This is a genomic window from Shewanella sp. SM29 (assembly GCF_025654245.1).
Classification (GTDB): domain Bacteria; phylum Pseudomonadota; class Gammaproteobacteria; order Enterobacterales; family Shewanellaceae; genus Shewanella; species Shewanella oncorhynchi.
In genome coordinates, this window is the sequence record NZ_JAKKRN010000005.1 from 99,880 (window position 1) to 122,914 (window position 23,035).

The following is a 23,035-nucleotide window of genomic DNA, read 5'->3' on the forward strand; positions in this document are numbered from 1 at the left end:
AGAAATGATTGTCGGATCCAATTCCGGTTTAGCTGACCAAGGTGTCCAGCAAGAACATAAGTCAGGAATGATGGGAAATCTTGGCGGTGTCGATATGATGCGCCAAGTAACTATGATTTTAGCCTTAGCGATTTGTTTAGCCTTGGCGGTATTTGTCATGCTGTGGGCGCAGGAGCCAGAGTATCGTCCATTGGGTAAAATGGAAACTCAGGAAATGGTTCAAGTGCTAGATGTACTTGATAAAAATAAAGTTAAGTACCAAATCGACGTGGACGTTATTAAAGTTCCTGAAGATAAATATCAAGAAGTCAAAATGATGTTGAGCCGTGCTGGTATCGACAGTCCTGCAGCCAACCAAGATTTTTTGAATAAAGACAGTGGCTTTGGTGTCAGCCAACGCATGGAACAGGCTCGTCTTAAGCATAGCCAAGAAGAAAACCTCGCCCGTGCGATTGAGCAACTACAAAGTGTCAGTCGTGCCAAAGTCATTCTTGCGTTACCTAAAGAAAACGTCTTCGCCCGCAATGCCTCTAAACCGAGTGCAACTGTGGTGATCAATACCCGTCGCGGTGGCTTAGGCCAAGGTGAAGTCGATGCTATCGTCGATATTGTTGCTTCTGCAGTACAAGGTTTAGAACCATCAAGGGTGACGGTAACTGACTCTAACGGCCGTTTATTGAACTCTGGCAGTCAAGATGGCGCGTCTGCGACGGCTCGCCGTGAACTTGAATTAGTACAGCAAAAAGAAGCTGAATATCGCACTAAGATTGAATCGATTCTGGTGCCAATTTTAGGTCCTGATAATTTTACCTCTCAAGTCGACGTCAGTATGGATTTTACTGCTGTTGAGCAAACATCAAAGCGTTTTAACCCTGATTTACCGGCACTGCGCAGTGAAATGACCGTTGAAAATAACACTACTGGCGGCTCTTCTGGTGGGATCCCTGGCGCGTTATCCAATCAACCGCCAATGGAGTCTAATATTCCAGAAGATGCAACAAAAGCGGCAGAGTCAGCAACGGCTGCAGCAGGTAATTCGCACCGCGAAGCGACCCGTAATTTTGAGTTAGATACCACTATTAGCCATACCCGCCAGCAAGTTGGCGCAGTGCGCCGCATTAGTGTGTCAGTCGCGGTGGACTTTAAACCTGGTGCCGCTGGAGAAAATGGTCAAGTAGCCCGTGTTGCCCGCACCGAACAAGAACTGACCAATATCCGTCGTTTGCTTGAAGGCGCGGTTGGTTTTAGCTCACAACGGGGTGATGTGCTGGAAGTGGTAACTGTTCCCTTTATGGATCAATTGGTTGAAGATTTACCCGCACCTGAGCTTTGGGAGCAACCTTGGTTTTGGCGTGCGATTAAGCTTGGGATTGGTGCGCTAGTGATTTTGGTGCTGATTTTAGCTGTGGTACGTCCTATGCTGAAACGCTTAATCTATCCTGACAGTGTGAATATGCCTGAGGATGGCAGATTAGGTAATGAATTAGCAGAAATTGAGGACCAATATGCGGCTGATACGCTAGGGATGCTCAATACTCAAGAGGCGGAATACAGTTATGCTGACGATGGCTCAATTCATATCCCTAATCTTCACAAAGATGATGATATGATTAAAGCTATCCGTGCGCTCGTGGCGAATGAGCCTGAGCTCTCTACTCAAGTCGTGAAAAACTGGTTACAAGACAATGGCTGAGAATAAAACGAAAGAAGTGGCTCCTGCGGCCGCACCTGCCTTTAATATCAAAGATATTAGTGGCGTTGAAAAGACCGCTATTTTACTCCTCAGTTTGAGTGAGGCTGATGCTGCATCCATTTTAAAACACTTAGAGCCGAAGCAAGTGCAAAAAGTGGGTATGGCCATGGCGGCAATGGATGAGTTTGGTCAGGAAAAAGTTATCGGGGTACATAAGCTGTTTCTTGATGATATTCAAAAGTATTCTTCAATTGGTTTCAACAGTGAAGAGTTCGTCCGTAAAGCCTTAACCGCCGCGCTGGGTGAAGATAAAGCGGGTAATCTGATTGAACAGATTATCATGGGCAGTGGCGCTAAAGGTTTGGACTCGTTGAAGTGGATGGATGCACGCCAAGTGGCGACCATTATTCAAAACGAACATCCCCAGATCCAAACGATTGTGTTGTCTTATCTAGAACCCGATCAAGCGGCGGAAATTTTTGGTCAATTCCCTGAGAATACCCGCTTAGACTTGATGATGCGTATTGCAAATCTTGAAGAAGTGCAGCCCGCTGCACTGCAAGAGCTGAATGACATCATGGAGAAACAGTTCGCCGGTCAAGGTGGCGCACAGGCCGCAAAAATGGGTGGCTTAAAAGCGGCTGCCAACATAATGAACTACTTAGACACGGGTATCGAAAGCCAGTTGATGGAAACCATGCGCGAGTCTGATGAAGAAATGGCGCAGCAAATCCAAGATTTGATGTTTGTATTTGAAAACTTAATCGATGTCGATGACCGCGGTATTCAAGCCCTGTTGCGTGAAGTGCAGCAAGATGTACTGATGAAGGCGCTCAAAGGCACAGATGATCAGCTGAAAGAAAAAATATTGGGTAACATGTCAAAACGTGCCGCTGAATTATTGCGTGATGATCTTGAAGCTATGGGCCCAATCCGTATCAGTGAAGTGGAAGTCGCACAAAAAGAAATCCTGTCTATTGCTCGTCGCTTAAGTGACAGCGGCGAAATCATGTTAGGCGGCGGTGGTGGCGATGAGTTCCTCTAATCCGAGCGACAATAAATTGTTGAATAAGGTCTTGAGCGAAGGAGATGTCGAATTTAGTCACTGGGCGCTGCCAGATGTGACTGAAGCCGATGATGATTCTATCTCAAATCTGTTCGGCCATTCGAATCATCAAGCCGCTAAGTCGACTACAGTGGAAAGTGTTTCTCCACCGACTATGGCTGAGATTGAAGACATTCGTGCCCAAGCCGAAGAAGAAGGCTTTAGCGAAGGTAAGCAGCAAGGGTATGAGCAAGGGCTAGAAAAAGGGCGTTTAGAAGGGTTAGAGCAGGGCCATACTGAAGGGCTCGCCCAAGGGCATGAGCAAGGATTAGAAACCGGTTTAGCCCAAGCAAAAATATTGCTCTCGCGTTTTGAAACCTTATTAGCCCAATTTGAAAAACCATTGCAATTGCTCGATGGCGATATTGAACTCTCTCTAATGAACCTGAGTATGACATTAGCGAAATCTGTCATTGGCCACGAATTAAAAACTCATCCAGAACAAGTGCTTTCGGCATTGCGTTTAGGTATTGAATCGCTGCCGATAAAAGAACAAACGATCACAATCCGCTTGCATCCTGACGATGTTATTTTAGTCGAACAACTTTATTCCACCGCCCAACTGACCCGCAGTAAGTGGGAACTTGAAGTTGACCCTTCCTTAAGCCCTGGTGACTGTATTCTCAGTAGTCATCGTTCTTTAGTCGATTTGACCCTCGCATCGCGCATCGATGCTGTGTTTGAGTCCTTACGGAACCAACATACTCACTTAAGTGATAAGCAGCGTCAACTGCAAGAGGCGATAGAGGTTGAAGATACCGCTAAACACGTTGCGGCTTCTGAGGCCGTGGGATCAGAGCTTGATGCTCAGGTTGTCGATACGGTTTCTCAACATGCTGAGGATATGCAATTTGCCTCAAACACAGGTGAGCAATTAGAGGCAAAATCAGATGCAAAATCGCCAACATCAACTGCTGAATAGACTTAATCATCATCAGGGTAAGGTGCCACCATTTCGCGCTGTGGCCAGTGGTCAACTGGTGCGTGTTGTTGGCTTAACGTTAGAAGCAAGCGGTTGCCGTGCGCCTGTGGGCAGCTTATGTTCGATTGAAACCATGGCGGGCGAGTTAATCGCCGAAGTTGTAGGCTTTGATGGCGAACTCCTTTATTTAATGCCTATCGAAGAATTACGTGGGGTATTACCCGGTGCGCGGGTTGTGCCTTTAGGGGAACAAACTGGACTCAATGTTGGTTTATCCCTGCTAGGACGCGTACTCGATGGTAACGGTGTGCCTTTAGATGGTTTAGGCGCTTTGCAGACCGACCAACAAGCGCCAAGACATAGCGCTGCCATTAATCCTCTATCTCGCCGTGCCATTACTGAACCGCTGGACGTTGGTGTTCGCGCTATCAACGCTATGCTGACTGTGGGCAAAGGCCAACGTATGGGCTTGTTTGCGGGCTCAGGTGTAGGTAAGAGTGTGCTCTTAGGTATGATGACTCGCGGTACTACCGCCGACATTATTGTGGTTGGGCTAGTGGGTGAGCGTGGCCGGGAAGTGAAAGAGTTTATTGAGGAAATTCTTGGTGAGAAAGGTCGAGCGCGTTCAGTCGTTGTTGCTGCGCCTGCGGATACATCGCCTCTGATGCGTCTTCGCGCCTGTGAAACCTCGACTCGTATTGCCGAATATTTCCGCGATTTAGGCTATAACGTTTTATTGCTTATGGACAGTTTAACGCGCTACGCCCAAGCGCAGCGGGAAATTGCTTTGGCTGTGGGTGAACCGCCTGCGACTAAAGGTTATCCGCCTTCTGTGTTTGCAAAATTGCCACGTTTAGTTGAGCGCGCCGGAAACGGTGGCCCTGGACAAGGTTCAATTACGGCATTTTATACTGTGCTGACGGAAGGGGATGATCAACAGGATCCGATTGCCGATGCTTCGCGGGCGATCCTCGATGGTCACATTGTCTTGTCACGTTCGCTTGCGGATTCGGGGCACTATCCTGCGATTGATATTGAAGCTTCTATTAGCCGAGTCGCGCCTATGGTGATCTCCAATGAACATTTGGAGGCGATGCGCCGCGTGAAACAAACCTATTCTTTGTATCAGCAAAATCGAGATTTGATTTCTATTGGGGCCTATGCCCAAGGAAGCGATCCTCGCATTGATAATGCGATACGACTGCAGCCAGCAATGAATGCTTTTTTGCGACAAACCATGCGTGATGCATTTAGCTTTGCCGATAGCCAAGTCATGCTTGGGCAACTTGCTGCACAGTGCAAATAATGGCGTCATCGAATTAATTGAGGTCTAGTATGGCTAACGCCGATCCCTTGTTGTTAGTGTTAAAGCTTGCCAATGATGCCGAAGAACAAGCGGCTTTATTGTTAAAATCTGCGCAGTTAGAGTGTCAAAAACGGTTGAATCAACTCAGTGCTCTAAATAACTATCGCTTAGAATACATGAAGCAAATGCAATCCCAGCAAGGTCAAGCCATTAGTGCTAGTCACTATCACCAGTTTCACCGTTTTATTCGTCAGATTGATGACGCTATTATCCAGCAAAATCGCGTCGTAGCCGACGGTGAAAAGCAAAAAGAATATCGACAACAACATTGGTTGGAAAAGCAAAAAAAACGTAAGGCAGTAGAATTACTCTTAGCCAGTAAAGAGAAGAAGCGTCAAGTGGTTGAACAAAAAAGGGAGCAAAAAATGACCGATGAATTTGCTTCCCAGCAATTTTATCGCCGTCATCAACGTTAGTGAAATGATAGGCATATTTACTGCTCGCTAGCCGGATAGGCTCTTAGTTTTTTTTGTATTGATGGCATAAGCATCAATTTGACACCTCCCAGAGTTAATTCTTTTCGATATGCTGTCGTAAAACCTGATGTTTTGGCATCTTATTTGCTTTGATTTAGTCCATGACCCTGCAACCGCAGTGTTTAATTGACGTTTCTACCTAGCCATTTTCTTTTTTGCTGGGTGATGTTTGGGAGCACTTATGCAACAAATGACCAATATCCTGTTAAGTAAAACAGGCAACTCTGCGGCCAATTCCGCTAAGACATCTTCCCAAGAGTCTAATAATGAAGACTTTTCATCTACACTTGCGTCAGTCACCGCTAGCTCATTTTCTATTTCTGCGTCTAAAAAAACCATTGCTAACACTGATGATACTGTGCAGGTTACCTCTGCTGATAAAGTAAAAGATGACGATATATCAACTGATGACGCCGACGTAAATCTCATTTTTGCCCAAATTAGCATGGCAAATGATATGAAGAAAACGGCATCTGATGGAGATAGTTTGCCGCTAGCATTTTTAAATGCTGAAGAAGATATAACTGGTGAAGAAAATATTGATACTTCATCAGCGTTATTAACCGGCTCAGCATTGGCATCTACTGTTTCTGATAATTCAACATTGGCATCTACTATTTCTGCTGATTTAGCATTGGCCTCTACTGTTTCTGCCGATTCAGCATTGGCCTCTACTATTTCTGCTGATTCAGCATTGGCACCTACTGTTTCTGATAATTCAACATTGGCACCTACTATTTCTGCTGATTCAGCATTGGCACCTACTGTTTCTGATAATTCAACATTGGCACCTACTATTTCTGCTGATTTAGCATTGGCATCTACTGTTTCTACTGTTTCTACTGTTTCTACTGTTTCTACTGTTTCTACTGTTTCTACTGTTTCTACTGTTTCTACTGTTTCTACTGTTTTTGCTGAGATTGAACTGGCATCAGATATAGATGAAGCTGGTTTTTCTGCTGAATTACAAAAGTTAGTTTCTACTAGCCCAGATATGGCAGCAATTTCATTCGCAGATGACGTGAAACCATCTTCTTTGACTGATAAGTCACTCGTACATATTCTTCCCATAGACCCAAATATACTTGAAGCGTCAGCGGATAGTGATGCTGTGATTGATCCAAATTTGACCGATGACGCTTCAGAATTACCTTTAGAAGACACTGAGCTTGTCTCTGCCACTGAAGTCGGGGTGAGTATAGATGAGTCTTTAGTTGAGAATGAGGTCACACTTAATGCTGTGATTAATCAAGCGGGCTTAGCGAACAGTGCAACGATAAAGTCGGCAACCAACACTGCGGCAAAAGCAACGACTAGCAGCTCGACAGTGAATAGTCCCAATACGGGTAATATCGCTACCTCGGGAAATACTTTCGACCTGAATACCTTAGGCTCTTCAATTTCATCTGAACCATTAGGTACAACATCTGTAACAGAAAGTGATCTTGATGGGAGTCCCAATTCCGATTTGGCTGCTAACCTATTACTGAAAGATGCTAAATTAACGGTTGCGATGGATATTCCCAGAGACGAAAGTTTTATGGATGATAGTAATACTTTCTCAGAACTTAAGTCGACATCATCCATACAGACACTCTCGATGTCACAATTAAATCGCCAAGAAACCATGCAAGTTCAGCTGTCATTGCGTCAAGGAGTAGAACAGCAAAACCAAATGCAGGAGATGATCCAACGATTTTCACCTGTGATGAAGCAGCAATTGATTACTATGGTGAGTCAAGGCATCCAACATGCGGAAATCCGGCTCGATCCACCTGAACTTGGGCATATGTTGGTAAAGATCCAAGTGCATGGCGACCAAACCCAAGTACAGTTTCATGTTACTCAGCCGCAAACGCGCGATCTGGTTGAACAAGCTATGCCAAGATTACGTGAGTTATTGCAAGAGCAAGGGATGCAGTTGGCTGACAGCCATGTTTCTCAAGGCGATCAAGGTGAGCGTCGGGAAGGTAGTTTCGGTGATGGCGGCAGTTCAAATGCGGCTGATATGGATGAAATCTCGGCAGAAGAGTTACATTTAGGTTTAAATCAAGCGATTAGTGTAACTTCAGGTATAGATTATTACGCTTAAGCAGGTAACCTATAGCAATGACTGACATAATTACGTTTCAAATAAAACTGTAATGAGTTTCCGCCTAAATTAAAGAGAATAGTGATGGCTAAGGAAGAATCGTTAGAACTTGAAAGTACTGAAGGGCCTAAGAGTAAGAAGAAACTATTTATTTTTGCTGGTCTAGGCGTTTTAGTCGCGCTGTTAATCGGTGGCGGCGTCTGGTTCTTTATAGGAAGCGGTACCGAAGAGGTTCCCGCCGTAGCTGCCGATGGTGCAGTTCAGGCTGAAGTTCCAGCATCAGGAGCAGTGGCTACCGCATCATACGTGCCTATGCCGCGTCCTTTCTTATTCAACTTACCTGGGCCTGATAGGGCTCGTTTAGTTGAGATTAAAGTGCAGCTTATGGTGCGTGGTACCGATGATGATGTGCTAACACAAAAACATATTCCGCTGATTGAAGATGCGCTTTTAACGACCTTTAGTGGTGCAGATGTGCAAAAGCTCAGCACGCAAGCGGGGAAGGATGAGTTACGGCAGTTAGCACTTCTGAGTGTGCAAAATACTCTACAGTCAGTAACTGGGCGTAAAGTTGTCGAGAAAGTACTATTTACCGGTTTTGTAATGCAATAACCCTTTAACTTCAGCACCAAAAGAGGCGAAGGCAATATAGTGAGTGATTTATTAAGCCAAGACGAAATTGATGCGCTATTACACGGGGTTGATGACGTCGATGATGACGAAATTGACGCTGTTGGAGAAGATGCCCGTTCCTACGATTTCTCTTCCCAAGATCGAATAGTTCGTGGGCGTATGCCGACGCTGGAAATCGTGAATGAGCGTTTTGCGCGGCATTTGCGCATCAGCATGTTTAATATGATGCGCCGAGCGGCCGAAGTGTCGATCAACGGTGTACAGATGCTCAAGTTTGGTGAGTACGTACATACGCTTTTTGTTCCTACTAGCTTGAATATGGTGCGTTTTAGCCCACTCAAAGGCACTGCATTGATCACCATGGAAGCGCGACTGGTATTTATCCTAGTGGATAACTTCTTTGGTGGCGATGGGCGTTTCCATGCCAAGATTGAAGGGCGAGAATTTACGCCGACAGAAAGACGAATCGTACAGTTACTGCTTAAGATTATATTTGAAGATTATAAAGATGCTTGGGCGCCCGTAATGGATGTTGAGTTTGATTATTTGGACTCTGAAGTCAACCCCGCCATGGCGAACATTGTTAGTCCTACCGAAGTTGTGGTGATTAATTCCTTCCATATTGAAGTCGATGGAGGCGGTGGTGATTTTCACATCACTATGCCTTACTCCATGATTGAACCTATCCGAGAGTTACTCGATGCGGGTGTGCAAAGTGACAAGCAAGATACTGATATGCGTTGGTCACAGGCATTGCACGATGAAATCATGGATGTGAAGGTTGGGTTCGATGCCAATATTGTTGAACATGAATTAACGCTCAAAGAGGTCATGAATTTTAAAGCGGGCGATATTATTCCGATTGAGTTACCCGAGTTTATCATGATGAAAATCGAGGATTTACCGACATATCGTTGTAAAATGGGCCGTTCTAGAGATAACCTAGCACTTAAAATATGTGAGAAAATCCCTCGGCCAGAGACAGTTAAATCTGAGCTGCAATTGGTGACGCGTAAGGGTAAATCTCGTGATATATCAGAATTATAAGGTGAAGTAAGATGAGCACAGACGATACGGATGATTGGGCTGCAGCAATGGCAGAACAAGCGTTAGAAGAAGCCAACGCAATTGAACTCGATGAGCTGGTTGATGATTCAAGACCTATTTCTAAGGCTGAAGCGGCTAAGTTAGATACAATTTTAGATATTCCTGTCACCATTTCGATGGAAGTGGGCCGTAGCTATATTAGTATTCGAAACTTATTACAACTTAACCAAGGTTCTGTGGTTGAGTTAGATAGAGTCGCAGGTGAACCGTTAGATGTGATGGTCAATGGCACGCTTATCGCTCACGGTGAAGTGGTGGTGGTAAACGATAAATTCGGTATTCGCTTAACGGATGTGATCAGTCAAACTGAGCGAATTAAAAAGCTTAAATAATACGAGATGTAAAAGTCGTTGGAACTTTAAATGAGCACATCGGTAATACAGAGTTTAGTGGTAGCGGTTCAAGCGAGCGCAGATAGCCTCGGTGGGGAAGGCGCAGCGAATATTGCTTCAATAGCGCCTGCTGCTACAAAAATGGCAGAACCTTCTCAAGTTGCGACCTTAGCAAGTATGTTAGGTGGCTTGATTCTGGTTTTATTATTAATTTTCGCGTTAGCTTATTTACTGAGAAGGTTTAATTTGGTCCCCACGACCAATGGCGTACTAAAGACCATTGCTGTGACTTCCCTCGGTCAAAAAGAGCGTTTAGTCTTGGTTCAGGTGGGCGAACAGCAATATTTGCTTGGGGTTAGCTCGCAGCAGGTGAGTTTGATTGATAAGTTAGCGGAACCTATCCATCTAGAAGCTGATTCGTTTGCGAGTCGATTACGTCAGGCGAAATTAAAACAATGACAACACGTATCCTCGCGTTAGTTGGGTTAGTTATGCTGTTATTGATGCCGTCAGCATGGGCCGCAGATGGTGTCTTACCTGCTGTAACAGTAACAACGGCGCCAGACGGCTCAACGGAATATTCGGTCACAATGCAGATTTTACTGCTGATGACATCGCTGAGTTTTTTACCTGCGATGCTCATCATGTTGACCTCTTTCACGCGGATTATCATTGTCCTGTCGATATTACGCCAAGCCATTGGATTACAACAGACTCCATCTAATCAAGTCTTAATTGGCATGAGTTTGTTCATGACTTTTTTTATCATGGCACCGGTATTCGACCGGATTTATGATGAAGGGGTGAAGCCTTATATCGATGAGCAATTAACCTTGCAGCAAGCGTTTGATAAAGGGAAAGAGCCGCTGAGAGGCTTTATGTTGGGCCAAGTAAGAACGACGGATTTAAAGACCTTTATTGAGATTTCTGGCTATAAGGATATTAAGTCTCCCGAAGAAGCACCTATGAGTGTGTTAGTGCCCGCTTTCATTACCAGTGAGTTAAAAACCGCATTTCAGATTGGCTTTATGCTATTTGTGCCTTTTTTAGTACTCGATTTAGTGGTGGCGAGTATCTTGATGGCTATGGGTATGATGATGTTATCTCCCATGATAGTGTCGCTGCCGTTTAAGATCATGTTGTTTGTGCTCGTAGATGGTTGGAGCTTAGTCCTCGGGACATTAGCGAATAGTTTCGGATAGCCAAGGGAGAGTAAACACATGAGTCCTGAGGCGCTAATTGATATTTTTCGTGAAGCTCTCGCTGTTATCGTCATGATGGTGTCTGCTATTGTGTTGCCAGGGCTGGGAATTGGGCTAATCGTTGCTGTGTTTCAAGCGGCGACTTCTATTAACGAGCAGACCTTAAGTTTCCTTCCGCGTTTGTTAGTGACACTTTTTGGCCTAATGTTTATGGGGCACTGGTTAGTTGAAACCCTGATGGACTTTTTCATCGAGATGGTGAATCGCATTCCTCAAGTGATAGGCTAACGCGATGGAGCTGCTGCTCGATACCTTAATGCAAACCATTGCCGCTTATATTTGGCCATTGTTCCGCGTCGCGAGCATGTTGATGGTCATGGTGGTATTTGGGGCGGCAACGACACCAACTCGAGTGCGTTTATTATTGGCGATGGCAATTACCTTTGCGATAGCCCCCGTTCTTCCTCCAACTCAAAATGTGGATTTATTTTCGTTAAGCGCAGTATTCATCACGGCGCAGCAAATTATTATCGGTGTTGCCATGGGGTTTGTGACTCAAATGGTGATGCAAGTCTTTGTGCTCACTGGACAGATCATTGGTATGCAGACCAGTTTAGGCTTTGCCTCTATGGTTGATCCCGGTTCTGGCCAACAAACACCCGTTATTGGTAACTTTTTCCTTTTATTGGCGACATTGATTTTCTTAGCTGTGGATGGCCATCTTTTGATGATCCGTATGCTAGTGGCAAGCTTTGAAACTTTGCCGATTTCTAATCAAGGCTTAACACTGACAAGTTATCGATCGCTGGCTGATTGGGGGTCGTATATGTTTGGTGCGGCACTCACTATGTCGATATCTGCGATTATCGCCTTGTTATTAGTCAACTTGTCCTTCGGGGTCATGACCCGCGCCGCGCCACAATTGAATATTTTCTCTATTGGTTTTCCGATCACTATGATTGGTGGACTGTTTATTCTGTGGTTAACCCTAACACCGGTAATGGCACACTTCGATGAAGTATGGTCGACGGCTCAAGTGCTGCTTTGCGATATGTTAGCGCTCCAATGTAACGCTGATGGCTTGATATGATGGGATTAGGAGAAGCCCATGGCTGAAGAATCAAGTGATGAACGTACAGAGGAACCCACGGGGAGGCGTCTAGAACAGGCGCGAACAAAAGGACAGATTGCACGTTCGAAAGAACTTGGAACTGCAGCGGTATTAATTTCGGCAGCATGTGGGTTTTATATGCTAGGCCCAAGTTTGGCCATTAGCCTAACTCGGGTGTTTGAAATTGTATTTACCATGGATAGGGCGCAAATTTTTGATACGAATGAAATGTTCAAAGTGTGGGGCGTTGTTGCGAGTGAAATAGCCTGGCCCATGGCTAAAATTATGCTACTGATTGTGGTTGTTGCGTTTATCGGTAACGTCTCTCTTGGAGGGATCAATTTTTCGACCCAAGCTATGATGCCAAAAGCCAGTAAAATGAGTCCCCTTGCTGGTTTTAAACGCATGTTTGGCGTACAGGCTCTGGTTGAACTCACCAAAGGCATTGCAAAATTTTCGGTAGTAGCGTTTTCTGCTTATTTTTTATTAAGCTTCTATTTCAATGACATCATGTTGCTGTCTAGCGACCATCTTCCAGGTAATGTTTACCATGCATTAGATTTGTTGGTTTGGATGTTTATCCTGTTATGTTCCTCGATTTTGTTTATTGTCGTCATCGATGTGCCGTTCCAAATTTGGAATCACAACAAGCAACTTAAGATGACCAAACAAGAAGTAAAAGATGAATATAAAGATACTGAGGGTAAACCTGAGGTGAAAGGGCATATACGGCAGATGCAACGTGAACTAGCACAAAGGCGTATGATGGCTGAAGTGCCAAATGCCGATGTGATTGTCGTTAACCCTGAGCATTTTGCTGTTGCGATTAAATACGATGTGCAGCGCTCTGCGGCTCCCTTTGTGATAGCGAAAGGTGTTGATGATGTGGCTTTTAAAATACGTGAGATTGCCCGCGCGCACAATATTGCGATTGTCTCGGCCCCACCACTTGCAAGGGCTATTTATCATACGACTAAGTTAGACCAGCAGATCCCTGAAGGTTTGTTTACTGCTGTCGCACAGATTTTGGCTTATGTATTCCAGCTGCGCCAATATCAAAAAGGACGCGGTCGTAAACCTATTCCTGTCCCACTCAATCAACCTATACCAGATGAATTGAAATATTGAACCACTAGTCTCAGATGGTAGTCATTGGTAAAGCTGATGATGTCGAGTTCATTTGTTTTTTATGGTTAATTTTATGTATATCAATCAGTCACAGTGCATATTTTTCCTTCATTAATGGCTTTAATCTTGTTGGCGCGTTTTTTGCTTTATGCTATTACACGTCAAAGTTTAGGTTATAGCGAATGGATGTTAAAGCGACTCTTGGTCAAGTAAAACAAATTAGGCTCAGCACTTTTAAAGGCATTGGCACGCCGGTGGTTGTGCTTGCTGCATTGGCCATGATTGTTTTACCTATCCCTCCATTTCTATTAGACATACTCTTTTCATTCAACATTGCGTTAGCTCTCATCGTATTACTGGTGGCTATTTATACTGATAGACCCTTAGATTTTGCTGCCTTCCCAACTGTGTTACTGGTGGCGACGTTATTACGTCTTGCGCTCAACGTTGCCTCTACTCGTGTGGTTTTACTTGAGGGTCATAATGGCGGTGATGCAGCGGGTAAGGTGATTGAAGCCTTCGGTTCTGTGGTGATCGGTGGTAACTATGCCGTTGGTCTAGTGGTCTTTATCATTTTGATTATCATCAACTTTGCGGTAGTTACTAAAGGTGCAGGTCGTATCGCAGAAGTTAGCGCCCGCTTTACCTTGGATGCTATGCCTGGTAAGCAAATGGCAATCGATGCTGACTTAAATGCTGGAACCTTAAATCAAGACCAAGCGAGAATACGCCGTGCCGAAGTGACCCGTGAAGCCGATTTCTATGGTGCGATGGACGGTGCGTCCAAATTCGTTAAAGGGGATGCGATTGCCGGTATCATGATCTTAGTGATCAACATCGTAGGTGGTTTCATCATAGGGATTGTGCAGCATGGCTTAAGTTTCTCTGAAGCGGTTGAAATTTATACCTTACTGACTATCGGTGATGGTTTAGTGGCGCAGATCCCTGGTCTATTATTGTCAATCGCCGCGGCCTTGATGGTGACTCGTCAAAACGAGTCGGGTGATATGGGCCAAATGATGATGAGTCAGATGTTTGACAGTCATAAGTCATTGGGTATCGCCGCCGGAGTCCTGTTTGTAATGGGTATTGTTCCTGGTATGCCGCACATGGCGTTTTTAAGCTTTGCCTTTATGACTGCTGGTGCAGCTTATTTTGTTTATAAACGAAATGAAAACCTACGCCTTAAAGCGCTAGAACAAGTTAAATCGGGTCCAATAGAAAGACAAGATAAAGAGCCTAAAGAGCTGGGTTGGGACGATGTACATCATGTTGATACTATTGGTCTTGAGGTCGGATATCGTTTGATCCCTCTGGTAGACAAGGGCCAAGGTGGCGAGTTACTAAGCCGCATTAAAGGCGTACGTAAAAAGTTGTCTCAGGAATTAGGCTTCTTAGTGCCTGCGGTGCATATTCGCGATAACTTAGATTTATCGCCTAATGCGTATCGCATTTCATTAATGGGCGTCGTCGTCGGAGAGGCAGATATTCGTCATGATTGCGAATTGGCGATCAACCCTGGCCAAGTCTATGGCAAACTTGATGGTATCGAAACGCGCGATCCCGCCTTTGGTCTGGAAGCTGTATGGATCGCCCCTGAGTTACGTGAGCACGCACAAACATTAGGTTATACCGTCGTCGATGCCGCCACTGTTGTTGCAACTCATATTAGTCAATTACTCACAAATAATGCCGCTAAGTTGTTAGGTTACGAAGAAGTGCAACAACTGATGGATATGCTTGCGAAACACTCACCTAAGCTGGTTGATGGCTTTATTCCAGATATCATGCCACTAGGACATGTCGTAAAAGTGATGCAGAACCTATTAAATGAAGGGGTTTCAGTTAGAGACTTGCGTACTATAGTGCAAACTTTGTTAGAATATGGCACTAAGAGTAATGACACTGAAGTCTTGACTGCCGCTGTGCGTATCGCTTTGAAGCGTATGATAGTTCAGGAAATTTCAGGCCCAGAGCTCGAAATCCCCGTCATTACTTTGGCGCCAGAGTTGGAACAGATGTTGCATCAGTCAATGCAAGCAACCGGTGGTGATGGTCCAAATATTGAACCCGGTCTTGCAGAACGCATGCAGCAGTCCCTTGCCGATGCGGCTCAAAAGCAAGAAATGGTCGGACAACCCGCCATATTGTTGACGTCAGGTATGTTACGCGCGACGCTGTCACGCTTTGTTAAACATACTATTCCTAATCTCAGAGTCATTTCATATCAAGAAATACCTGATGAGAAGCAAATACGTATCGTATCTGCAGTTGGCCAGTAGAGGACGCATAAGTGAAGATTAAACGATTTTTTGCCAAAGACATGCGCGCCGCACTGGCCCAAGTGAAAGAAACACTCGGCTCAGATGCCGTCATTATGTCAAATAAAAAAGTGAACGGTGGCATCGAAATTGTCGCTGCCGTTGACTATGACGAACCTAAAGCGAAAACTGCAGCCACTGCGCCAGCACCGACCTTTATGGACGTGAGCGACGATCTCGTGTCCCTGGGTGCTAAACAGCCAGTTCGTGTAGAAACTCGCGCTAAGCCAGCCGCACCTGCAGACTCATTACAAGCCTTACTTGAGAAGCAGCAAAGCCGTTTGAATCAACAAATGTCACATCAGCAAGTTGATGCCGAGTTACCTGCATGGGCTAAGGGCTTACAAGCCCCTACTGCTGTGAAACCAGAACGTCGTGAAGCGCCTTCCTCGTTTGATAAAAAGCCACAAACATCACAGAAACAAAGTGCTGATATTGAGGCTATGCGTGATGAATTAGCATCACTGCGTAATTTACTGACACATCAAGTATCCTCCTTGATGACGGAACATAAAAAACGCATCGATCCTGTCGGTGCTATGCTCGAAGCCAAATTACTTGAGGCTGAATTCTCCCCTGCGGTTGCGAATAAATTAGCCGCGCTGAGTCAGCATTATACGCCGGCTGAATTAGTCAGAGCATTACCACAAAGTCTTGCTAATATGCTTGACAATCAGGGTGATGACATTGTGAAACAGGGCGGGGTGGTTGCATTAGTTGGCCCTACTGGCGTTGGTAAAACAACGTCATTAGCTAAACTTGCTGCCCGTTTTGCGGCACATCATGGTGCTGAACATGTTGCTTTAATTACCACAGATCATTATCGCATCGGAGCCTATGAGCAATTAGCAACTTATGGCAAAATAATGGGCTGCCCAGTAAAGCAAGCTCATGATCTAAATGAATTAGAGCAAATTCTCTATCAGTTTAGGAATCGCAAGCTAGTATTGATAGATACGGCTGGCATGGGACAGCGAGATATGCGCCTTTACCAGCAACTTGATAATTTAACTGCAAATAGCAGGATACCTATCCGCAGTTATCTGGTACTGTCTGCGACAGGGCAGCGCCGTGTGCTGCAAGATGCAGTCAATCATTTTAAACGCATTCCCCTATCTGGTGTCGTTCTCACAAAACTCGATGAATCTGTGTCGTTAGCAGGGGCATTAAGTGTGTTGATCCAAAACGGATTACCATTAAGTTATATTACTGACGGACAAAGAGTTCCTGAAGATATGAAAGTTGCGGATACCCTAGATTTAGCCCAGCAGGCACTCGCAGCGTTAGATAGTACAGAACAACAATCATTACAAGACACAGCGTGGTCAGATAATATGGCCTGTGCATTTGAGTAGATTTATGACCCTGGATCAAGCAAGTGGTTTACGTATGATGAATCAACCCTATAACGAAAAAGTGAAAGTAATCGCGGTCACTGGTGGCAAAGGAGGCGTGGGTAAAACCAGCGTTTCTATTAATACTGCTGTGGCATTAGCCGAAAAAGGCAAGCGTGTCTTGGTACTTGACGCTGACCTTGGCTTAGCAAACGTCGACGTCATGCTGGGTATTCGTGCCGAGCGTAACCTCTCTCATGTTCTCTCTGGTGATGCAGAGCTTGACGATATTATCGTTCGTGGTCCAAAGGGGATAGGCATAGTACCAGCCACCTCAGGAACACAGGGGATGGTGGAATTAAGCCCGGCGCAACATGCTGGATTAATCCGTGCATTTAGTGAGATGCGGACTCAGTTTGATATTCTAGTCGTAGATACAGCGGCTGGGATCTCAGATATGGTGCTCAGTTTCTCACGTGCTTCGCAGGATGTGCTAGTCGTTGTTTGTGATGAACCCACTTCGATTACCGATGCCTACGCCCTGATTAAAATTCTCAGCCGTGAGCATGGCGTGTTCCGTTTTAAAATAGTTGCCAATATGGTGCGTAGTTTACGCGAAGGTATGGAATTATTTGCTAAACTCAGTAAAGTGACCGACAGATTTTTAGATGTTGCACTTGAATTAGTCGCCACGATTCCATTTGACGAAAACTTACGTAAATCAGTTCGTAAACAAAAATTGGTGGTTGAAGCTTATCCTAAATCACCAGCGGCGATTGCGTATCAAGGATTGGCAAATAAAATTTTGAGCTGGCCTGTGCCGCAGCAACCTGGTGGGCATTTGGAGTTTTTCGTTGAGCGTTTAGTACAACGACCAGATTTTCAAGAGGAAAAAACGAGTGAATAAAGCCGCTGCGTATACTTGTTTAGACAATAAATCGTCGATCGTTGAACAGTATGCTCCGTTGGTTAAAAGAATTGCGCATCATTTACTCGCCAGACTACCTGCATCTGTGCAGTTAGATGATTTACTCCAAGCTGGGATGATGGGGTTACTAGAAGCATCATCCAAGTTTGATGGTGGCAAGGGTGCGAAATTTGAAACCTTCGCCGGCATACGCATACGTGGAGCCATGTTAGATGAAATTCGTCGTGGCGACTGGGTCCCTCGTTCCGTTCATCGTAACAATCGTAAGGTTGCACACGCTATTGATGAGTTAGAGCAAGAACTGGGTCGTGATGCACGCGACACAGAAATTGCAGAAAAACTTGATATGACGCTCGATGAGTACCATCATATTCTTAACGATGTTTCTGTCGGAAAAATCATAGGGATAGAAGATTTAGGCGTATCTCAGGATATACTTACAGTGAGTGATCGGTCCGATGATGATTCATTTGAAGCATTAGCTGAGAACCAATTTCATTCTGCTCTGGTTGAGGCAATTAAATTATTGCCTGAAAGAGATGCATTAGTGTTATCCCTGTACTACGATGAAGCATTGAATTTAAAAGAGATTGGCGCCATTCTTGAAGTCAGTGAATCGCGGGTTAGCCAGATATTAAGTCAGGCAATGTTGCGATTGAAAGCTAAACTCAAGCACTGGACATAAGTATAATTATTAATCGAGCACAGAATGTCAGCTCACCGGAGGAAACCTTGGACAAGAATATGAAGATTCTCATTGTTGACGATTTTTCGACAATGAGGCGTATCATCAAGAACTTGTTGCGAGACTTGGGGTTTAATAACACCCAAGAAGCAGACGATGGCTCAACAGCCCTGCCGATGTTGCAAAAGGGGGATTTTGATTTTGTTGTTACAGATTGGAATATGCCTGGTATGCAAGGAATCGATCTGTTAAAAGCAATTCGCGCTGATGATTCGCTAAAGCATTTACCCGTATTAATGGTAACTGCTGAAGCAAAACGTGAACAGATTATTGCTGCCGCTCAAGCGGGAGTGAATGGTTATGTGGTTAAGCCTTTTACCGCTGCAACGCTGAAAGAGAAGTTAGATAAAATATTCGAACGACTCGCTTGAGCAAGGATGAGCTATGAAGTCACAAACATCAGGGCTCATCACGCTCGAGCAAGCTCAGCATTTAGTTGAATTATTAAGTGCAGGTGAGCAAAGTCAGGCTGATGATTTATTTCGGGAGCTTGCTGCTCCACTGCAACGAGAATTATTCGAAGAAGTAGGTAAATTAACTCGGCAACTTCATAGTGCGCTGATGGATTTTCAAGTTGATAATCGTCTTGCTGAATTAGCCAATACAGAGATCCCCGATGCCAAGCAACGTTTAAATTACGTTATTGACATGACCGAACAAGCTGCAAATAAAACCATGGATGCGGTTGAAGAATGTTTACCTTTGGCCAATGCCGTGACCGTAAATATTCAAAATGTCATGCCATCTTGGGACAGATTAATGCGACGCGAGATAGCGCTGACTGAATTTAAGGGCCTTTGTCGCGATGTACAAGACCTTATGTCTCGTAGTGCAAATGACTCGACTCGATTACGTGAATTGCTTAATCAAATTTTGATGGCGCAAGATTTTCAAGACTTAACAGGACAAATAATACGTCGTGTTATTGATCTAGTAATGGAAGTAGAAAGTAATCTGGTTTCTATGCTGACGGTATTTGGTGAGCAACCTATGATTGAAAGTCAGATTGCTCAGAAAAATAATATTGAAGCAGAAGGCCCGATAATGAATGCCGAGCTTCGTCAAGATGTGGTAACGGGTCAAGACGAAGTGGATGATCTTCTATCGAGTCTGGGTTTCTAACTGGGAGTCAATTTGATGGCCTTTGATGTAGATGAAGAGATACTCCAGGACTTTTTAATCGAAGCCGGTGAAATTTTAGAGCTTCTGCAAGAGCAACTCGTTGCGCTTGAAAATAATCCTGATGATACTAACTTGCTGAACGCCATTTTCCGAGGTTTTCATACCGTTAAAGGTGGTGCTGGCTTTCTTAGCTTAACTCCCATGGTGGATGTTTGTCATGAGGCTGAGAATACCTTCGATTTATTGCGCACAGGCAAGCGTAGCGTTAACGCAGAGTTGATGGATATTATTTTGCAGGCTGTTGATGCAATTAATACCATGTTTGCGCAAACCCAGCAGGGCGAGCAACAAGATCCCGCCGATTCAGGTTTGTTAGCGAGACTTAAAATGCTCAGTTCAGGTGCGCCTTTGCCATCTGAAGTCGCTTCTGCCAAGGTTGTAGAGCCAGAACCTGTTGTTGAAGTCATTATTGATACTCCTACCCTTCAAGAAATCCCTGCTGACATAAGTGATAACTCATCTTCCATTGAAAATACGTCTTCAAGTATCGATGATATCAATGATGCTGAATTTGAAGCTTTATTGGATGCGCTTCATGGTTCAGGAAAGGGACCTGCGGTCGCTGCTACCACATTTGTATCTGAGCCTGTTACTGTCAAGCCTGCTGCACCAATTAAAACACCTTCAACATCAGGTGATGACATCACTGATGATGAGTTCGAGGCGTTACTGGATGAACTTCATGGCTCAGGTAAATTTAAAGCTGAGGCTGAAGTGCCTGTTAAGCCTAAGGTTGTGGCAACACCTGCGCCTCAACCGATTGTAGATGCTGATGAAATTACCGATGATGAGTTTGAGCGATTACTCGATGAACTCCATGGGAAAGGCGGAGCACCTGCGAAAGCTGAAGTAAAAGCGCCTACGCCCCCTGTTTCGACTGTAGCACCTACTGCTGCACCACATGCTCCTGCGCCAGTAAAAGCCGCAGTACCAGCTCCTGCCCCAGTCGTTGCTGCAAAACCTAAGGTGGAAATTGCGGTTGTCGATAAAGCACCTGCTAAGGCTAGCTCTGCGAATGTGCCTCAGGGTGAAACAACGGTACGTGTAGATACTGCACGACTCGACCAGATCATGAATATGGTGGGTGAGTTAGTGTTAGTGCGTAATCGATTGGTGAGCTTAGGCATCAGCCGTGATGATGAGGAGATGTCGAAAGCTCTCGCGAACTTAGATCTCGTTACTGCCGATTTGCAAGGCGCTGTGATGAAAACCCGTATGCAACCGATCAAGAAAGTGTTTGGTCGTTTCCCTCGGGTGGTACGTGATCTTGCTCGTACACTAAACAAAGAAATTGATTTGATCATGGTCGGTGAAGAAACTGACTTAGATAAAAACCTCGTTGAAGCGCTTGCCGATCCGCTCGTCCACTTAGTGCGTAACTCTGTGGACCATGGTATCGAGATGCCAAACGAGCGTGAAGCTAGTGGTAAGCCAAGAACGGGAACTATTACCTTATCAGCAAGTCAGGAAGGCGACCATATACTGCTGAAAATCGAAGACGATGGCGCAGGCATGGATCCTGAAAAACTCAAAAAAATCGCCATAAATCGTGGTGTGCTCGATGAAGATTCTGCTTCGCGGATGACAGACAGCGAAGCCTATAATTTGATTTTTGCACCAGGTTTTTCAACTAAAGTTGAGATTTCAGATATTTCAGGCCGTGGTGTTGGGATGGACGTGGTAAAAACTCGTATCACCCAGCTGAATGGCACTGTACATATTGATTCCATGAAAGGTAAGGGAACGATACTTGAGATTAAAGTACCGTTAACACTGGCGATTATGCCTACCTTAATGGTCGATGTCGCTAAACAAGTGTTTGCATTACCTCTATCTAGCGTGAATGAGATTTTCCATCTCGATCTTACAAAAACCAATATAGTTGATGGGCAACTGACTGTCATAGTACGTAATAAGGCCGTACCTTTGTTCTATTTGGAACACTGGCTACATAGAAACAAAACGACTTTTAAACATGGCGATAAAAAGCATGGTCATGTGGTTATCGTGCAATTAGGCATGATGCAAATTGGTTTTGTAGTGGATGCCTTAATAGGACAAGAAGAGGTCGTTATTAAACCTCTTGGCGCTATGTTACATGGCACACCTGGGATGGCTGGTGCGACAATTACATCGGATGGTGGTATTGCACTGATCTTAGATGTTCCTGGATTGCTAAAGCATTATGCGAAAAGTAAGAATTAGTTTCCAAGCTAAGGAATGGAATGGCCATTAAAGTATTAGTCGTTGATGACTCAAGTTTTTTCAGACGACGTGTTAGTGAAATAGTCAATCAAGATCCTGAACTGGAAGTGATCGCGACGGCCTCAAATGGGGCCGAAGCGGTGAAGTTGGCTGCTGAGCTTAATCCCCAAGTTATCACTATGGATATTGAGATGCCTGTCATGGATGGTATTACTGCTGTTCGTGAAATCATGGCTAAGTGTCCGACTCCGATCTTGATGTTTTCTTCTTTAACCCATGATGGCGCTAAAGCAACGTTAGACGCTTTAGATGCTGGTGCATTAGATTTTCTACCTAAACGTTTTGAAGATATTGCGACCAACAAAGATGATGCCATTTTATTGTTGCAACAAAGAGTTAAGGCATTGGGACGACGCAGAATGTTTCGTCCGATTGCACGTCCTGTGGTTGTGCCAACAACTAGCGTGCGTCCAACAGGTAGCGTTTTAGGTTCAACCAGTATATCGGCTCATACGCCTGTCGCAGCTCCTGCTAGAACCTCAACGGCAACGACGATTCGTGCAAGTGGTAAACAGTATAAATTATTGCTGATCGGTACATCTACTGGTGGTCCGGTTGCGCTGCAAAAAATACTCACGCAGTTTCCGGCAAACTATCCGCATCCTATTTTATTAATCCAGCATATGCCTGCTGCCTTTACCCCTGCATTTGCGAGTCGTTTAAATGGCTTATGTAAGATTGATGTAAAAGAGGCCGCTAATGGCGATCTTCTTAAACCTGGTTGTGCATATTTAGCGCCGGGTGGTATGCAAATGATGGTTGAACGTACTGGAGCAAGTGGCCGATTAAAAGTTATCGCAGGCAGTGCTGATATGAATTATAAGCCCTGTGTGGATATCACCTTTGCTTCTGCTTCTAAAGCCTTTAGTGGTGATGTGCTTGCTGTTGTATTAACTGGCATGGGGGCGGATGGCAGAGAAGGCGCACGTATGTTGAAAGCTGTAGGCGCTACCATTTGGGCGCAAGATGAAGCCAGTTGTGTGGTTTATGGTATGCCACAAGCCGTTGCGAGTGCCGGGATTGCCACCCAGTCGATAGCCTTAGACAACATGGCCGAATGTATTTTAAAAGAGTCTGTTCGTGTCTAAAAATC

Annotated in this window: 22 protein-coding genes and 1 pseudogene; 22 read left to right on the forward strand and 1 reads right to left on the reverse strand. The window is 44.8% G+C overall.

Annotated elements, in window-relative coordinates; translation table 11 throughout:
• Nucleotides 1-4: 4 nt before the first annotated feature.
• From fliF to fliJ, 5 genes are read left to right on the forward strand one after another with little or no spacing between them, the layout of a single operon-like run.
• Nucleotides 5-1,693 (forward strand): flagellar basal-body MS-ring/collar protein FliF, encoded by a 1,689-nt coding sequence (gene fliF / locus L5L77_RS05100; RefSeq protein WP_028761190.1) that lies wholly within the window; start codon nt 5-7, stop codon nt 1,691-1,693.
• The gene (gene fliG / locus L5L77_RS05105) at nt 1,686-2,738 is read left to right on the forward strand and encodes a flagellar motor switch protein FliG (protein WP_028761189.1); all 1,053 of its coding nucleotides are present in this window, start codon (nt 1,686-1,688) and stop codon (nt 2,736-2,738) included. Before fliF ends, fliG begins: the two co-directional genes overlap by 8 nt.
• Nucleotides 2,725-3,720, forward strand: a complete 996-nt coding sequence (gene fliH, locus L5L77_RS05110) for a flagellar assembly protein FliH (protein ID WP_263184942.1) — start codon at nt 2,725-2,727, stop codon at nt 3,718-3,720. The genes fliG and fliH overlap by 14 nt, the downstream gene beginning before the upstream one ends.
• Complete coding sequence (gene fliI / locus L5L77_RS05115; RefSeq protein ID WP_028761187.1) at nt 3,689-5,026, forward strand: flagellar protein export ATPase FliI; 1,338 nt, start codon at nt 3,689-3,691, stop codon at nt 5,024-5,026. The genes fliH and fliI overlap by 32 nt, the downstream gene beginning before the upstream one ends.
• A 29-nt stretch (nt 5,027-5,055) precedes the next feature.
• Nucleotides 5,056-5,502, forward strand: coding sequence for a flagellar export protein FliJ (fliJ, locus tag L5L77_RS05120; RefSeq protein ID WP_028761186.1), 447 nt, complete (start codon nt 5,056-5,058; stop codon nt 5,500-5,502).
• Between the two features lie 195 nt (nt 5,503-5,697).
• Here the strand turns inward: fliJ and L5L77_RS05125 are convergent, their stop codons facing one another.
• Entirely contained in the window at nt 5,698-6,726 is a 1,029-nt protein-coding gene (locus L5L77_RS05125) for a hypothetical protein (protein ID WP_263222206.1), read from the reverse strand.
• A 442-nt stretch (nt 6,727-7,168) separates the two neighbouring features.
• Here L5L77_RS05125 and L5L77_RS22770 point away from each other — a divergent pair.
• The 17 genes and pseudogenes from L5L77_RS22770 to L5L77_RS05210 form a co-directional block, all read left to right on the forward strand.
• A pseudogene (locus tag L5L77_RS22770) lies at nt 7,169-7,654 on the forward strand (flagellar hook-length control protein FliK); the annotation flags it as partial.
• Nucleotides 7,655-7,738: 84 nt separating this feature from the next.
• Nucleotides 7,739-8,266 carry a flagellar basal body-associated protein FliL gene (fliL, locus tag L5L77_RS05135; RefSeq protein ID WP_263168842.1) on the forward strand — a complete coding sequence of 176 codons (528 nt, stop codon included), beginning with the start codon at nt 7,739-7,741 and terminating at the stop codon, nt 8,264-8,266.
• Between the two features lie 39 nt (nt 8,267-8,305).
• The gene (gene fliM, locus L5L77_RS05140; RefSeq protein WP_105251943.1) at nt 8,306-9,334 is read left to right on the forward strand and encodes a flagellar motor switch protein FliM; all 1,029 of its coding nucleotides are present in this window, start codon (nt 8,306-8,308) and stop codon (nt 9,332-9,334) included.
• An 11-nt stretch (nt 9,335-9,345) separates the two neighbouring features.
• A complete protein-coding gene (gene fliN / locus L5L77_RS05145; protein ID WP_028761182.1) occupies nt 9,346-9,726 on the forward strand; it encodes a flagellar motor switch protein FliN in 381 nt (126 codons plus the stop codon).
• A 30-nt stretch (nt 9,727-9,756) separates the two neighbouring features.
• On the forward strand, nt 9,757-10,185 hold the full coding sequence (fliO, locus tag L5L77_RS05150) for a flagellar biosynthetic protein FliO (RefSeq protein WP_105251944.1): 429 nt from the start codon (nt 9,757-9,759) through the stop codon (nt 10,183-10,185).
• Nucleotides 10,182-10,928 (forward strand): flagellar type III secretion system pore protein FliP, encoded by a 747-nt coding sequence (fliP, locus tag L5L77_RS05155; protein WP_028761180.1) that lies wholly within the window; start codon nt 10,182-10,184, stop codon nt 10,926-10,928. Before fliO ends, fliP begins: the two co-directional genes overlap by 4 nt.
• 18 nt (nt 10,929-10,946) lie before the next feature.
• Nucleotides 10,947-11,216 (forward strand): flagellar biosynthesis protein FliQ, encoded by a 270-nt coding sequence (fliQ, locus tag L5L77_RS05160; protein WP_012587225.1) that lies wholly within the window; start codon nt 10,947-10,949, stop codon nt 11,214-11,216.
• A 4-nt stretch (nt 11,217-11,220) separates the two neighbouring features.
• The gene (gene fliR, locus L5L77_RS05165) at nt 11,221-12,018 is read left to right on the forward strand and encodes a flagellar biosynthetic protein FliR (protein WP_028761179.1); all 798 of its coding nucleotides are present in this window, start codon (nt 11,221-11,223) and stop codon (nt 12,016-12,018) included.
• 18 nt (nt 12,019-12,036) lie between these two features.
• Nucleotides 12,037-13,167: a flagellar biosynthesis protein FlhB gene (gene flhB / locus L5L77_RS05170; protein WP_028761178.1), complete on the forward strand. Its 1,131-nt coding sequence runs from the start codon at nt 12,037-12,039 to the stop codon at nt 13,165-13,167.
• 182 nt (nt 13,168-13,349) lie between these two features.
• On the forward strand, nt 13,350-15,449 hold the full coding sequence (flhA, locus tag L5L77_RS05175) for a flagellar biosynthesis protein FlhA (RefSeq protein ID WP_263184945.1): 2,100 nt from the start codon (nt 13,350-13,352) through the stop codon (nt 15,447-15,449).
• An 11-nt stretch (nt 15,450-15,460) separates the two neighbouring features.
• Nucleotides 15,461-16,843, forward strand: a complete 1,383-nt coding sequence (gene flhF / locus L5L77_RS05180) for a flagellar biosynthesis protein FlhF (protein ID WP_131523092.1) — start codon at nt 15,461-15,463, stop codon at nt 16,841-16,843.
• 4 nt (nt 16,844-16,847) lie between these two features.
• Nucleotides 16,848-17,729: a MinD/ParA family protein gene (locus tag L5L77_RS05185; protein ID WP_006082389.1), complete on the forward strand. Its 882-nt coding sequence runs from the start codon at nt 16,848-16,850 to the stop codon at nt 17,727-17,729.
• Nucleotides 17,722-18,435 (forward strand): RNA polymerase sigma factor FliA, encoded by a 714-nt coding sequence (locus L5L77_RS05190; protein ID WP_028761175.1) that lies wholly within the window; start codon nt 17,722-17,724, stop codon nt 18,433-18,435. The genes L5L77_RS05185 and L5L77_RS05190 overlap by 8 nt, the downstream gene beginning before the upstream one ends.
• A 47-nt stretch (nt 18,436-18,482) precedes the next feature.
• A complete protein-coding gene (gene cheY, locus L5L77_RS05195) occupies nt 18,483-18,866 on the forward strand; it encodes a chemotaxis response regulator CheY (RefSeq protein WP_007649667.1) in 384 nt (127 codons plus the stop codon).
• Between the two features lie 13 nt (nt 18,867-18,879).
• Entirely contained in the window at nt 18,880-19,617 is a 738-nt protein-coding gene (locus L5L77_RS05200) for a protein phosphatase CheZ (protein WP_263184946.1), read from the forward strand.
• A 15-nt stretch (nt 19,618-19,632) separates the two neighbouring features.
• Nucleotides 19,633-21,882 (forward strand): chemotaxis protein CheA, encoded by a 2,250-nt coding sequence (locus tag L5L77_RS05205; protein ID WP_263184947.1) that lies wholly within the window; start codon nt 19,633-19,635, stop codon nt 21,880-21,882.
• A 20-nt stretch (nt 21,883-21,902) separates the two neighbouring features.
• Nucleotides 21,903-23,030, forward strand: a complete 1,128-nt coding sequence (locus L5L77_RS05210; protein ID WP_263222207.1) for a chemotaxis response regulator protein-glutamate methylesterase — start codon at nt 21,903-21,905, stop codon at nt 23,028-23,030.
• Nucleotides 23,031-23,035 lie beyond the last annotated feature (5 nt).

Bases quoted from the DNA above. Each gene is read 5' to 3' on its own strand.
- fliF (WP_028761190.1), top strand. From the start codon at position 5: ATGATTGTCGGATCCAATTCCGGTTTAGCTGACCAAGGTGTCCAGCAA.
- fliG (WP_028761189.1), top strand. From the start codon at position 1,686: ATGGCTGAGAATAAAACGAAAGAAGTGGCTCCTGCGGCCGCACCTGCC.
- fliH (WP_263184942.1), top strand. From the start codon at position 2,725: ATGAGTTCCTCTAATCCGAGCGACAATAAATTGTTGAATAAGGTCTTG.
- fliI (WP_028761187.1), top strand. From the start codon at position 3,689: ATGCAAAATCGCCAACATCAACTGCTGAATAGACTTAATCATCATCAG.
- fliJ (WP_028761186.1), top strand. From the start codon at position 5,056: ATGGCTAACGCCGATCCCTTGTTGTTAGTGTTAAAGCTTGCCAATGAT.
- fliL (WP_263168842.1), top strand. From the start codon at position 7,739: ATGGCTAAGGAAGAATCGTTAGAACTTGAAAGTACTGAAGGGCCTAAG.
- fliN (WP_028761182.1), top strand. From the start codon at position 9,346: ATGAGCACAGACGATACGGATGATTGGGCTGCAGCAATGGCAGAACAA.
- fliO (WP_105251944.1), top strand. From the start codon at position 9,757: ATGAGCACATCGGTAATACAGAGTTTAGTGGTAGCGGTTCAAGCGAGC.
- fliP (WP_028761180.1), top strand. From the start codon at position 10,182: ATGACAACACGTATCCTCGCGTTAGTTGGGTTAGTTATGCTGTTATTG.
- fliQ (WP_012587225.1), top strand. From the start codon at position 10,947: ATGAGTCCTGAGGCGCTAATTGATATTTTTCGTGAAGCTCTCGCTGTT.
- fliR (WP_028761179.1), top strand. From the start codon at position 11,221: ATGGAGCTGCTGCTCGATACCTTAATGCAAACCATTGCCGCTTATATT.
- flhB (WP_028761178.1), top strand. From the start codon at position 12,037: ATGGCTGAAGAATCAAGTGATGAACGTACAGAGGAACCCACGGGGAGG.
- flhA (WP_263184945.1), top strand. From the start codon at position 13,350: ATGGATGTTAAAGCGACTCTTGGTCAAGTAAAACAAATTAGGCTCAGC.
- L5L77_RS05185 (WP_006082389.1), top strand. From the start codon at position 16,848: ATGACCCTGGATCAAGCAAGTGGTTTACGTATGATGAATCAACCCTAT.
- L5L77_RS05200 (WP_263184946.1), top strand. From the start codon at position 18,880: ATGAAGTCACAAACATCAGGGCTCATCACGCTCGAGCAAGCTCAGCAT.
- L5L77_RS05205 (WP_263184947.1), top strand. From the start codon at position 19,633: ATGGCCTTTGATGTAGATGAAGAGATACTCCAGGACTTTTTAATCGAA.
- L5L77_RS05210 (WP_263222207.1), top strand. From the start codon at position 21,903: ATGGCCATTAAAGTATTAGTCGTTGATGACTCAAGTTTTTTCAGACGA.